The sequence below is a fragment of the Bifidobacterium sp. genome (assembly GCF_022640935.1).
In the GTDB taxonomy this organism is placed as follows: Bacteria; Actinomycetota; Actinomycetes; order Actinomycetales; family Bifidobacteriaceae; genus Bifidobacterium.
In genome coordinates, this window is the sequence record NZ_JALCCV010000006.1 from 1 (window position 1) to 13,267 (window position 13,267).

At 59.5% G+C, this 13,267-nt stretch carries 8 protein-coding genes and 1 tRNA gene; 2 read left to right on the forward strand and 7 right to left on the reverse strand.

Features of this window, described 5'->3' with window-relative positions; translation table 11 throughout:
- Positions 1-217: 217 nt before the first annotated feature.
- Positions 218-1,438 (forward strand): trans-sulfuration enzyme family protein, encoded by a 1,221-nt coding sequence (locus LKG04_RS02915; protein ID WP_291761844.1) that lies wholly within the window; start codon positions 218-220, stop codon positions 1,436-1,438.
- A 220-nt stretch (positions 1,439-1,658) separates the two neighbouring features.
- Here the strand turns inward: LKG04_RS02915 and LKG04_RS02920 are convergent, their stop codons facing one another.
- The gene (locus LKG04_RS02920; protein ID WP_291761845.1) at positions 1,659-4,265 is read right to left on the reverse strand and encodes a polyribonucleotide nucleotidyltransferase; all 2,607 of its coding nucleotides are present in this window, start codon (positions 4,263-4,265) and stop codon (positions 1,659-1,661) included.
- 606 nt (positions 4,266-4,871) lie between these two features.
- Positions 4,872-5,141 carry a 30S ribosomal protein S15 gene (gene rpsO / locus LKG04_RS02925; protein WP_291761846.1) on the reverse strand — a complete coding sequence of 90 codons (270 nt, stop codon included), beginning with the start codon at positions 5,139-5,141 and terminating at the stop codon, positions 4,872-4,874.
- A gap of 495 nt (positions 5,142-5,636) precedes the next feature.
- Between rpsO and LKG04_RS02930 the strand changes: the two genes are divergently transcribed.
- Complete coding sequence (locus tag LKG04_RS02930) at positions 5,637-8,084, forward strand: glycosyl hydrolase (protein ID WP_291761848.1); 2,448 nt, start codon at positions 5,637-5,639, stop codon at positions 8,082-8,084.
- Positions 8,085-8,155: 71 nt separating this feature from the next.
- Here LKG04_RS02930 and LKG04_RS02935 read toward each other — a convergent pair whose 3' ends face one another.
- The 5 genes from LKG04_RS02935 to LKG04_RS02955 all read right to left on the reverse strand — a co-directional run bounded on the left by LKG04_RS02935 (position 8,156) and on the right by LKG04_RS02955 (position 13,168).
- Positions 8,156-8,968: a hypothetical protein gene (locus LKG04_RS02935; protein WP_291761850.1), complete on the reverse strand. Its 813-nt coding sequence runs from the start codon at positions 8,966-8,968 to the stop codon at positions 8,156-8,158.
- Between the two features lie 112 nt (positions 8,969-9,080).
- Positions 9,081-9,154: transfer RNA gene (locus LKG04_RS02940), tRNA-Gly, on the reverse strand.
- A 108-nt stretch (positions 9,155-9,262) separates the two neighbouring features.
- Complete coding sequence (locus tag LKG04_RS02945; RefSeq protein ID WP_291761852.1) at positions 9,263-9,778, reverse strand: holo-ACP synthase; 516 nt, start codon at positions 9,776-9,778, stop codon at positions 9,263-9,265.
- A gap of 177 nt (positions 9,779-9,955) precedes the next feature.
- Positions 9,956-11,770: an alpha-amylase family protein gene (locus tag LKG04_RS02950; RefSeq protein WP_291761854.1), complete on the reverse strand. Its 1,815-nt coding sequence runs from the start codon at positions 11,768-11,770 to the stop codon at positions 9,956-9,958.
- A 306-nt stretch (positions 11,771-12,076) separates the two neighbouring features.
- The gene (locus tag LKG04_RS02955) at positions 12,077-13,168 is read right to left on the reverse strand and encodes an iron-containing alcohol dehydrogenase family protein (RefSeq protein ID WP_291761857.1); all 1,092 of its coding nucleotides are present in this window, start codon (positions 13,166-13,168) and stop codon (positions 12,077-12,079) included.
- Positions 13,169-13,267: the final 99 nt, after the last annotated feature.

Below are 13,267 nucleotides of genomic sequence, written 5' to 3' on the forward strand. Positions count from 1 at the left end.
GTCGAACTGACGTCGAGTCGCCCGGCAGGCAGTTTTTTATTCCGGAACGGCTTGATCGAACAAGACTCTTCGACCAGCCGGCTGGCGCAAATGGGCGGCATGCGCGCCGCAGCGCCTTCGATTCTTTCTATGAACGGCTATCAAACGCTGCAATAGTGGCGATTCGAGCAGTTCGTGCGGATATGCGGATTTGCCGTGATGCTGGCACACTGAGAACATGACTTCAGATCTCGTGCATCATGGCGAATCCTTCGACGGCAGGCCCCTCGGATTCGCGACCAAATCGATCCATCTCGGCAACGGCGTGGACGCCGAAACCGGTGCAATCCGCCGGCCGATCACGCTGGCGAACGCGTATGCGCTGCCATACGATCCCTCTGACATTAACTGGTCCAGCTCGGACACGAACCTGTATACCCGCAACGGCCACCCAAACCAACGCTACCTTGAGGCGAAGCTCGCGAATCTCGAAAACACCGAGGATGCGGTCGTGCTCGCATCCGGCGTCGCCGCCCTAGCCGCCACATTCACCACGGTGCTGGGTCGCGGCGACCATGCGGTCTTCTCCGACACGACCTATGTCGCCGCGTATCGGCTGCTCAATCAGATCCTGCCGGAGAAGTACGGCATCGAAACCTCCATCGTCGACTCTTCGGACGCGCGCAACATCGCCAATGCGATCAGGCCGAACACAAAGCTTGTACACATCGAAACGCCCGCCAACCCTACACTTAAAGTCACTGATATCGAGGCCGCTGCGGCCATTGCGCATGAGGCGGGCGCGCTCATAAGCGTCGACAACACCTTCAATTCGCCATTCAATGTGCGTCCGGCCGACCTTGGCGCGGATATCGTGATCGAAAGCCTCACGAAGTACATCAATGGCCATGGCGACGCGCTGGGCGGCGTCATCGCCGCGCGCAAGGAGATCACCGACCAGATCCGCTTCACATACCAGGTGAACTATGGGGGCATCATCTCGCCGTTCAACGCGTGGCTCATCAACCGCGGCTCGGTGACGCTGCCGCTGCGCATGAAACAGCACAATGCTTCCGCACTGACCATCGCCAAGCATTTGGAAACTTTGCCGCAAGTGCGGTTCGTCGCCTATCCCGGGCTGGAATCGCATCCGCATCACGAGGTGGCGACGCGCCAGCTCGCCCGGCCCGGCGCGGGATTCGGCGGCGTCCTCGCGTTTGGGCTTGGCACCGGCCACGACGGACACAACCGCTTTGTATCCAAGCTCAATGTGATCACTTCAGCCGTCTCGCTCGGCCACGACGAAAGCCTCATCGTGTTCCTGGGCGAAGAGGACGAACGCCAACATCTCTACCCGCAGGAGTTCCATCGCGGCTTCTTCCGCTTGGCCGTAGGCTTGGAAGATACGGACGATCTCATCCGCGACATCGATCATGCGCTGGCCCAATCGCAGCTGTAAACAACACAGCTATACGGCAGAAGGCAGAAACACTCGAATATCGACCACGGCTGGCAGAAAGAACCGGCAATCGATTCACTCGCGTCGGAAGCACAGCGAGAACACGACGGCCCAAATACAACGACAGGCCCGCCGCCGATTATGAATCGGCGGCGGGCCTGTCGTTGTATTGCATCTGCGCCTGTCAAGTCAATTCAGGCTCGATCAGCACCCCAAATGATCAGTCCTCGAAGGGATCGAAGTCGGTGCGCACACGGCGGCGCGGGCGCTCCGAACGCTCTGCGCGGTCGGCGCTGTACTCATCGTAATGGTCGTCGGCGGCGTAACGCGGATTGCGGTCGTCGCGACGGCCGCCACGGTAGCCTCCGCGGCGATCATCGCGGTCCGCGCGGTCGTCACGCGAGCGGCGCGGACGGTCACTGTAGCCACGATCGTCGCGGTTATCGTAGCGATCCCCACGGTCCGAACGGTCGTCACGGTCGTCATGCGAACGGCGCGGGCGCTCATCATAGTCACGATCGTCACGATGCCCGCGATACCCGCGGTCGTCACGGCCACGGTCGTCACGGCCACGGCCGCCACGACGATCATCGCGATCCTCGCGCGGCCGGCGTGACGATTCCTGGTTCTCGAAGCCGGGGATGGCCAGCGAGATCTTGCCACGATCGTCGATGCTCTGGACGATCACCTCGACGACATCACCTTCCTTGAGCACATCTTCGACCGCCTCGACGCGTTCGCCGTCGGTTAGGTTGCGGATCTGGGAGATGTGCAGCAGGCCGTCGGTGCCGGGCGTCAGGTTCACAAACGCACCGAAGCTCGTCGTCTTGACGACTTTGCCGTTGAAGGTCTCCCCGGGCTGTGGCACATGCGGGTTGGCGATGGAATCGATGATCCCCTTCGCCTTTTGGGCGGCTTCGCCACCCTCGGAGGAGATATAGACCGTGCCGTCATCCTCGATGGCGATATTGGCGCCAGTGTCCTCTTGGATCTGATTGATCATCTTGCCCTTGGGCCCGATGATCTCGCCGATCTTCTCGACCGGAACGGTGGTGGTGATGATGCGCGGCGCGTACGGGCTCATCTCGGCCGGCGCGTCGATGCACTCGTTGATGACCTCGAGGATCGTCGTGCGGGCTTCCTTGGCCTGGTTCAGCGCCGAAGCCAGCACGTCGGCGGGAATGCCGTCGAGTTTGGTGTCGAGCTGCAAAGCGGTGATGAACTCGGAGGTCCCGGCCACCTTGAAGTCCATATCGCCAAAAGCGTCCTCCGCGCCAAGAATATCGGTCAGCGTCTTGAAGATGTGCTGCCCGTCGACGTCACCGGAGACCAGACCCATCGCTATGCCCGCGACCGGTGCCTTGAGCGGCACGCCGGCGGCAAGCAGCGACATGGTCGAGGCGCATACCGAACCCATCGAAGTGGAGCCGTTGGAACCAATGGCCTCGGAAACCTGACGAATGGCGTAAGGGAACTCCTCGCGATCGGGGAGCACCGGCAGCAACGCCTTCTCGGCGAGCGCGCCGTGGCCGACTTCACGGCGCTTGGGCGAACCCATGCGGCCGGTCTCGCCGGTCGAATACGGCGGCATCTCGTAATTATGCATATACCGCTTGGTCTCCGGGCCGGAGATGGCGTCGATCTGCTGCTCCATCTTGAGCGTGCCCAACGTCGTGACGCCCAGAATCTGGGTCTCGCCGCGCTGGAAGAGCGCGGAACCATGGACGCGCGGCACGATGTCGACTTCGGCGGACAGCGTGCGGATGTCGCGCAGGCCGCGGCCGTCGATGCGGTAATCCTCGCTCAGGATGCGACGGCGGACGATCTGGCGCTGCAGCTCCTTGAAGGCATTGCCCAGCTCCTTGTCTTTCTCGGCCGGATCCATCTCGGTGAACTCGCCCGCGAGCGTTTCACGCACGGAATTCTTGATCTCGTGCAGACGGTCCTGACGCGGCAGTTTCTCGGCGATGGAAAGCGCCTCGTTGAGCTGGTCGTGCGCGATCTCGTCGATGCGCGCATACAGCGCATCGGTGTACTCAGGGAAGAGCGGGAATTCCTTGGTCTGCTTGGCGGCAAGGGACTTGAGCTTGTCCTGCGCCTCGCAGATCGCCTTGATGAACGGTTTCGCGGTTTCGAGACCGCCGGCGACGACCTCCTCGTCGGGCTTGGTCTGGCCCTCGTCATAGATGAGCTTCCACGCGTTCTTGCCAGCGCCAGCTTCGATCATGGCGATAGCCACGTCGCCGTTCTCGATGACGCGGCCCGCGACCACGATCTCGAAGACGGCGCGCTCGCGCTCGCTCCAGCGCGGGAAGGCGATCCACTGGCCGTCGACGAGCGCCAGACGCACGCCGGAGACCGGGCCTTCGAAGGGCAGACCGGAGATCATCGTGGATGCCGAAGCGGCGTTCAGCGCGATCATGTCATATGCGTCGTCAGGATTGACGGCGAGCACGGTCTCGACGACCTGCACTTCGTTGCGCAACGTGTGCGGGAACAACGGACGCAGCGGTCGGTCGATGATGCGGCAAGCCAAGATGGCGTCAGCCGACGGGCTGCCCTCGCGGCGGAAGAACGAACCCGGAATCTTGCCTGCGGCATACATCTTCTCCTCGACGTTAACCGTCAGCGGGAAGAAGTCATAATTCTCCTTGGGGCTGGATCCAGCGGTCGTGGTCGAAAGCACCATCGAATCATCGTCAAGGTAAGCGGCTACTGCGCCGTCCGCCTGCTGGGCCAATCGACCCGTCTCGAAGCGCAACGTGCGCTTGCCAAATGAACCATTGTCAATAATGGCCTCAACGGCCTTGATTTCGGGACCCTCCACGGGTTCCTCCTTCTGTTTTGTTTCTTTTCCTACGCAACATAACCAAATAAGCGAATCCGTTTGCTTGGCGCCCTGCGCCCAATCCGACACGGCATACCTGGCCGCGCATCCTCAACGACGGATCTCATTGTTCACTTATGTCCTGAGTATCGTTATTCTGTTATTTTCTGTTCTGTTATTCTCGTCGGCCTTCGCCCGCGTCCTTAATACAGCCGCCAGCCGAGGACCGAAAATCCTTCGCGTTCCGCCATGTGCCCGTTATGTGTCGCATCCCGGCGCCACACGCCCCGATGCCCTACATCTCGTTGACGCTTCAACTTCGCTACGTTCCACGTCGCATTGCCTGCATTGCTTTTCGCTACACCCGAGCGAATGCCCGCGCCTCATGTGCCGCCAGATGCTGATTGCACCATCCGTCCGCACTGCGCGCTTCGCAATCGTTTACTTCCGTTTTCAGTTATACCACCGGCAGCCCGGCTGCACGGCGTGCCATGCCGGCACGCAGCTTCTTCTACGGCTCTTGTGCACTCTTGCCGCCCTGCACGTCTACCGTGCGAGGCAGCGATGCAAAATGCCCGGGCGACAAGTCGCCCGGGCAACGGTTGGTTATCGGCGCAAACCGAGTCGTTCGATCAGGGAACGATAACGGTTGATGTCGACGCGCTTGAGGTAGTCAAGCAGACGGCGGCGGTCGCCGACCATCAGCAGCAGACCACGCCGCGAATGGTGATCGTGCTTATGCTCTTTGAGATGCTCAGTCAGGTTATTGATACGCTGGGTGAGCAACGCGACCTGGACTTCCGGGGAACCCGTGTCGCCCTCGTGCGTCGCGTACTGCGAAATAATGCCCTGCCTGTCTTCAACCGTAAGTGCCACGGCTTCCTCCTTATAATCACTGCGCGGTGCCAACAACCCAATGCTGCAAGCGCTCTGTATCCGCGGGCGAAACACGCCAATCGACCAGTATACGAATAGCCTGCGACCGAGAAGGGTTCAAGCAGAGGCGACGGGAAAGCCATGGCAGAAAAGACCAAAATATTGCAATACGGTATAAATGCTGGCTAGTTCCGGCTGACAAATTCAATCATGCAACCGTCAATGCCGCAATTTTGTGGGTACATATAGCATTAAGCGTTGCTGAATCGGTTCATGTATGTATGTCGACACACTGTTTGCAAAATTTATTTTACAATATACAGAATTCTTTTATTTATATGGATTTTAAGTCCTCGTAACAACTTGCTCCGCGATACATCACAATTAATGATGCCATTATTTTACCTAATCGCTTAAGCTTCTTGTTGCAGCAGTGGTGATGCAGCATGGCTCGATGCCGAACCGGGAGCGGCGAGAATCAGAAAGGAATACTGCATGCACATCCAAACCCTTATACGACGCCGCATATCTGCTGTGGCCCTGGCAACCGCAGTGGCCTGCGCTGTCGCTCTCGCGGTCTGCGCGCCGCCGGCGCAAGCGCAAGACGATAGCTCCTCAAGTGCCATTACGCTCGCCGATCCGCAGGCGAGCGCAAGCACGCGAAGCCTGTATCTCAAACTGAGAGACAACCACGGCAAGATTCTATTCGGTCATCAGCAGGACACCGACAATTTCGTGACAACGGATGAGCAGAATCAAGGCACGAACTCCGACGTCTACGCCGTCGCCGGCCAATATCCAGGGCTATGGGGGCAGGATTCCGGCACCGAGAGCAATCCCAATGTTCTCGCCAGCGACGCGATCAAGGCCGATGAGAACGGCGCTGTCATGACCCTCTCCTCCCATTGGGACAATCCCGCCACAGATGGCCCGTATAACGACACCTCTCGCGTGGTAGACTGCATTCTTCCGGGAGGCGATCTCAATGCCAAATTCAATCAGCAGCTCGACATCGTGGCCGAAGCGGCACATCAATCGGTGCGCGCAGACGGCACGCCCATACCGATTATCTATCGTCCCCTGCACGAGAACGATGGAAGCTGGTTCTGGTGGGGCTCCGGCCACGCCACCAACGGAGAATATATCGAACTCTTCCGTTACGTCGTCGATTATCTTCGCGATGCCAAAAATGTACACAATCTTCTGTACTCATACTGCGGCTATACGATGAATGCATACCCTGGAGATGATTACGTCGACATTATCGGCACGGATATCTATGACGACGCCACAACGTTGGAAGGAACCCGCGAGTGGATGCAGCAGGCCGTGTCCCGGCTCGAAAAGGTTTCAGACTGGGCCCAAGAGCACGGTAAGCTCCTTGCGCTCACCGAATTCGGAAAGCTCATGCACCAACACGACGGCGACAATCCGAACCCACGTTGGTTTACTGAGCTGCTCGCTCAGATCAAGGCCAGTCCCAAGGCTTCACGCATTGCCTATATGATGACATGGGCGAATTGGGACACGGGGCAGGTATGGACTCCATGGCCAGGCACATCCATCGCCGACGATTTCAAAGCCTTCAGCCAGGATCCGGCAATCGCGATGGCATCCGGTTCGCCCCTCGATTACTCCACCGATGTCGCTACGGCGCAGCCCAAGCCAACGATTCGATTGGTGAACCCGAATGAACGGACCCGCATCGAACAATCCCCCACTGCCGTCTACGCCAGAATCAACGGCAAGGCAACGCCAAGCCGCGTCTACTTTACCGTGCAGGGAGATAAACGACAGCATGAGCTCACCAAGGACGCCCAGGGATATTACACGAGTTCTTGGGATATCGATTCATCGATGATGGACGGGCAGCTCAGGACCATGCGCGTAGTGGCGGCAACTGCGCAAGGCGAGTTGAGTTCGCAGACGAACGTGATCCTGGGAGCCCAGGCAGAGCGGTCGCGTGGCACGATCGATGGATTTGACGAATACGCCGACGATACGGACCTCAGGCAGACCTGGACACCGAATCACTTCGATTCTGCTGGTTATTCGCTCGCGAATGATGGCGCAGGCGGCAAAGCGCTCAAGATTGACTGGGATTTCAATGCCTCGCCAGACTATCTCGGCGTCGGCCGCGGTTTCCCCGCCGGCGAGGATTGGAGCGGATTCGACGGGCTGCAGCTGAATGTCACATCAGCGGCAAATGGCCACAAATTTGTGGTGCAGCTCTCCGCTGGAGGAATTACCTTCGAGGCATATCCTTCATTGGATACAGCCGTGGATGGCATCGTCAGAATCCCATTTTCGAACTTCGCCCCGGCCGGATGGGAATCCGCCGAGCACAAATCGAAGACGCTGAACGACGACACGCTCAAGAAGATAGGCGGCTTCAATTTCTATCTCAATGACGGCGACAAGGAGTTCAAAGATCCGTGGACAGGAGGCACCCGGCCGCGCTCGGGAACCATAACGGTCGATAATATCCGCTGTGTGGATCTGTCGACCGAAAAAGCACGCGATGCGCTGCTTGCAACCATTGAAAACGCCGCCCGCTACATGCAAAAGGATTACACCGCGAAGTCCTGGGAAACCTTCAGCAAGGCACTGAACGCCGCGCGAACGATTGCGAACAGGGCTGACGCGTCGAAGGACGGGCTGGAGGCAGCCGACAGCCAACTGCGATCGGCCGTCGCGGCGCTGGAGACCAAGTCGGAAGGCGAGACCGGGTCAGGATCTGGATCGGAGCCCGGCACCACGCCCGAACCTGAGAACGGCAACGATGAACATGCTCACGCAGCCGGTAGCCAGGTTCCCGCAACAGGCAACGTGACGCGTCTGGCCAATACAGGCGCCGTCGTTTCGTATGCTGCGACGGCGTTTGGCTCACTTGCGCTCGTAGCCTTAACGCTGCTTGCGCTGGCCCGCCGCCGTCGCAGTTGAAAGCGCACACTTTCGACTGAATGATTCGGAATGCGGTCTGCCGGTTGACTGGAAACCGGCAGACCGCTTTTTCAGATCATGGTCAGCAAAGCGCCGAGCACAATGGCGAGGGCGATCGCCTCGATGACGAAGAACATGATGAATGAGGCCCAGCTGTGGGTAAGCACGTTGAGAGGCGAGTCTTTCCTGATGAGCACGAGCAAGCCGACCCAGAGCACGGCGAACGCGGCTACAGCGAAGACGGCACCGATGATGCCGAGGTTCGCGGCGTTTGCAAGCCCTGCTGATTTACCGTAGACCACATAAGTGGAATACCAGAAGTTGAATCTGAGCAGGCACAGGCCCGCGATGAATTGCTCAGCCGCAAGACTGATCGCAAAAAACGCGCGCCACAGCCATTTATGCACATCGACCACCATCAAGCCCAGCGCGGCCAGAGTAACAAACGTGACAGCCCACGAAACGAAGGCCACGCCCTGCGCATTGAGCAGGTTCAGATGCGATACCAGCCACTCGGTGCGATTCGCGGCGAACGAACGGCCGAGCCAGTACGGACCGATCAGCGCGACCAGAATGACGACAATATATATGGTGCGCTGCAGCGGTCTGGAGCGGCTGCGCTCGATGTCGGCAAGGGACAGCTCGGACTCGGGTATCGAAGCCACCGGGTGCTTGGAGACATCGACGATAGCGATGGAATCGCCGATGAGTTCAGTGGCGGTATTGGCTGATTTGGCGATTCCGCCGCCATGAACCGCAAGCGTGGTCTGAACGGCATCAGCCAAATCTTCACCGGCACCTGCCGCAGGACTGCCCCAATCGGGGGCGTTACCCCGGCTTTGGACTTCACCTACCTTATCGGTGTCAGCGATCCGCTCCGCCATGTCATCCACCTTAACTTCGCATCCCTGTTACACAGCAACGTTCACACGTCCCATCGACCAAGAATAAGAAAGGTAACCCTTGCGGCGACTGGGTTCCCGGCTTTGGATAGAGTGGAGCGGACGACGGGAATCGAACCCGCGTAATCAGTTTGGAAGACTGAGGCTCTACCATTGAGCTACGTCCGCGTGGGACTGCTCGTGTGCATCGTCCGAAAACCGCAGCGCCGGCTTTCCAGACCGACTGCACAACAAACAACCTGAGTCATTATACATGAATACCGCTATTCAGCAAGCTTATGCGAGTCCCAGTGTGGCTACTGCGGAAGCGATCGGGCCATCATGGCTCAGCGAGACATGCCACTGCGGATGAATATTGTGGGCGCTTCCTGACCGATCAGAGCCCGAACCATGATATAGCGATGACTTCGCTGCCGAGTTTCCTGACTGGGCCCGAGTTCCAAAACCAAGCGAGACATGCAAAGTCTCCTCGACATCCGCTCTGAGCACAACGCTCGGGCGCGAGCGTGAATCGTCGAGGATCTCGATGCCAGCCCACGGGAAATCGTCGAGCGTGTATGGGTTCGCAGCATCGCCGAGCGCCTCGCACCAGGCTTTGAGCACCGACTCTTTGCCCGCCCAGCGTGCGGCAAGATGTGCCGCCTCGCCGTCATGCTTAATCTGCGCACGCATGGCGCACTGCCGCAGTTCGCGCGCAGAGAACAGTTCGCGCATGCGCGACCCCGGCTCGGCGAGTTGCGCGGCGAAAGCGGCGACGTCGACCACATCATGGCCTATGGCGATCAGTTCCATGCGCGGCCGTTCCCTTTCTGCATGGCGCATATCTCGGGCCCGCAATCACGCAGCCGCGCTGGCGTCAGCACAACACACGGTATCATTGAGCGCCATCGAGCTCCAACGGCTTTCCGCACGTCGACGCCAACCACAATGCCAGATCGATCACTATTCCCACAAGTTCTCCGAAGACCCTCAGCGCCGCACCAGTCTCGCCTCGTAAGCACCGAGATCTGCATCCATCGGCCCCATGATACCGTCGCTGCCGTCGAGCCGCGCATGCTGGTCGTATCCGGTGAAGTTGAATAGGCCAACCAACGTCTCAGCGTGGGATTTCCGCACGACTGCGAAAATACCATTGGCATGCGCGTCCCAGGTCGAGACCCACGCGTCCGGCGCGAAACAAGGATCCGAACGCATCGATCGTAGCTGAGCCATGCCCTCCCACAGCTGGTGTTGCAACGTGCCGGTCTTGCGGCGCAGCGCGGCCTTGCCCCAGTCGAAGCGGCTGCGATGCAGGTTGCGGCTGTCGTCGACGCGGTCGGGATCCTCTTTATAATCCCAGCCGTTGAGCTGCGCGATCTCGTCGCCGCAGCTGAGCATGGGGAATCCGCGCAGGAAGGCCATAGCCTTGTGCATGAGCAGGTCACGGTTCACAGCGATTTCGAGCGCCGGCCCGTCATGCCTGATCAGCGCGCGCTCGATGCCGCACAGGCTCGCCGTGGTGCCGCAGCTGCGCGCGTCGTTGCTTGCGGCGTCGTAGTTGTACAGCTCCCCCATCGCCCAGCTGCCGGGCACTGCCCCCTCATAGAAGTGGTACAGGAACTCCTTGTGCTGCAAAGGATCGATGCCCAGCTCGCGCTCCTTGTCCTCGTCGAGCCCCCAGCCGATATCGTCATGGCAGCGCAGGTAATTCACGAACCAGCAATTGCTCGGCAGCGCATTAAGCGCATCGGTCTGCGCCTTGAGCAGCCGCGTATCACCGTTGGCCAGCGCGCTCCACAGGTTGACCATCATCGAGACATTGTAGAGCATATGGCATTCGGGCTTTTCAGGCGTGCCGAAGTACGCCGCGAGCTCCTTGGGAGCCATGACGACTTCGCCCTTGAGCACGACTGCTGGGCAGACGCACTCAAGCACGATGCGCAGCATGCGCACGATGGCGTGCACCTGCGGCAGGTTGCGGCAGTTGGTGCCCAGTTGCTTCCATATATAGGGAACTGCATCGAGGCGCAGCACCTCGACGCCGAGGTTCGCCAAGTGCATGGCGCTGCCCAGCATCGCGACAAGCACCTTGGGGTTGCTGTAGTTGAGATCCCACTGGAACGGGTAGAACTGTGTCATCACCCATTTGCCCATCTGCTCGTTCCAGGTGAAGTTGCCCGGGGCGGCGCTGGGAAAGACCTGCGGCACGGTATCGTCGAACTTGTCAGGCATCGTGCGATCGTCGTAGCAGAAGTAATAGGACTGACATTCGGGGTCTCCCGCCTGCGCGCGCCTCGCCCAGCGGTGCGTCGATGCGGTGTGGTTCATCACGAAATCAAGGCACAGGCTGATGCCCGCCGTGCGCAGCTTGGCCGTCAGCGCCGCCAAGTCCTCGTTCGTGCCGAACATCGGATCGACATTATCAAAATCCTCGACCGCGTAGCCACCGTCGTTGTGCGGATGCGGCATCCGCAGGATCGGCATCAGATGCAAGTAGGTGAGCTTCTGCTCCTTCAAGTACGGTATGCGCTCGGCGAGCGCGTTGAGGCTGCCGGCGAACAGGTCGGAATACATCGTCATGCCGAACATGCCGCCGCGCTTATACCATTCCGGGCTGGCTTCGCGAACCTCGTCCAGCTTGCGCAGATCGCCCGGCCGTGCGGCATAGGCTCGAGCCATAGCCCCTTTCAACGCATTGAGCGCCGATTGATCGTTATACAACTCCATGAACAACCGGTCGAGCTCCTTGCCCCGCTTTGCAAGCCGGCTGCTAAATGCCGTATCGGTCGATGCCGCACCATTCATCAGAAACTCCTTCGTTTCACGTTTACGACCAACAGTGTATCGCATACCCGCACAGCCTAAAACCGGTTCGACGTGTTGTGCACGCGTCATGGCTGAGTGTTGTGACCGCCGAATACGCGCAATATCCCAAGCAGCATCATCGCGTGCGACTGTAATTCGTCATGTGTCATAAATTTCATCGTAGGCCGCCTTCGAAACTGCAAAACCATAGAATTTCGCCATTCCTGGATTCTCGAACACGTCACGCAACGACAGCTACGTCGCACGAGGGTGGGCACGGCATGCGCGGGAAACCGCGCGCAGAGCCTACGCCTTCTTCGCGCTTTGCTCGACCGTGCGCATTGCCCGCGCTACCTGCTCCGGCACGATATCGGGAATGGCGAGTATGAAATTCTCGCGCGGCGAGGCGGCGATAGTAGACACGGCCCGAATATCATCGTCGCTGGCATCGATGCCAAGATCGGCCAACGAGCACGGCAATCCGATTCGCCCATACCAATCACGCAGCAATCGAAGATCACGCTCATCCCCCAACGCCGTGAGCAACACGAGAATCCCATAGGCCACCTGCTCCCCGTGCAAGCTTTGCGACGACCCGGGCAGCGCAGTGATCGCGTTGGCGGTGGCATGCGCGCCAGAGGACCGGCCTTTTCTGTTGGCGAAGCCGCCTACAGAGCCCGATAGGGGAAAAATCGCCTCAACGGCATCGCAGAATACCTGCGTATCCTCGCCGATTCGGTTGGCGTCAACGGCGGCCTGGGCGTGCTCAAGCAGCAGATCCTTGACATTTTCAGCTGCGATCAGGCCTAGGCGCTCGGTAGGCCGGATGCTGGTGCCTGGGCGCATGATGGATTTTGCCTCATACCATTTGGCGATCGAATCACCGATGCCGGCAATCAGATAACGTTCCGGTGCGTGCGCAAGCAGCGCAGTATCCACCAGTGTGGCCAGCGGACTATGGTCATGCTGCTCGAAGCCGGACTTGGCGTGGTGCCGGTCATAGAGCACGGTATGCGACGAATATGCGGCGCAGGTGGCGGCGATGGTCGGCACGGTGACAATATCAGCGCCGATATGCGCTGCCACGGATTTGGCGGTGTCGCACACACGTCCGCCGCCGATGGCGACGATCAGATCGGATCCCACAGTCTCAGCCTCGAGCCGCTCGATGTCTTGCGTCGATACGGTGCCGTCGTAACGGTGCACGCTCACGCCATCAAGCACGTCGGCATCACCAATCGTCTGTCGGAAAGCCGCATAGGATGCGCGTCCGGTGATGACGACAACATGCCGCCGATCCTGCACATAGTGCCCGAGCAGTTCAGCGAGTATGCCGCTGCCTTGGACATAGTTGTCTGGCCCGCTGCGCGCATGCAGAAGGGTATCAAGCTGGTTCATGGTGGTTTGCTGCGGCTTTCTGACGAACGGAGACGTTAACGCGTAACCTTGCCGAACCGGAAAGCGAACAGCCCTGTGGACTGTTCGCAGGCAAGGTGA

Excerpts from the sequence above, each read along its gene's own strand:
- LKG04_RS02955 (WP_291761857.1), bottom strand. The coding sequence starts at position 13,168 with ATGAACCAGCTTGATACCCTTCTGCATGCGCGCAGCGGGCCAGACAAC.
- LKG04_RS02915 (WP_291761844.1), top strand. The coding sequence starts at position 218 with ATGACTTCAGATCTCGTGCATCATGGCGAATCCTTCGACGGCAGGCCC.
- LKG04_RS02950 (WP_291761854.1), bottom strand. The coding sequence starts at position 11,770 with ATGAATGGTGCGGCATCGACCGATACGGCATTTAGCAGCCGGCTTGCA.
- LKG04_RS02930 (WP_291761848.1), top strand. The coding sequence starts at position 5,637 with ATGCACATCCAAACCCTTATACGACGCCGCATATCTGCTGTGGCCCTG.
- LKG04_RS02935 (WP_291761850.1), bottom strand. The coding sequence starts at position 8,968 with ATGGCGGAGCGGATCGCTGACACCGATAAGGTAGGTGAAGTCCAAAGC.
- LKG04_RS02945 (WP_291761852.1), bottom strand. The coding sequence starts at position 9,778 with ATGGAACTGATCGCCATAGGCCATGATGTGGTCGACGTCGCCGCTTTC.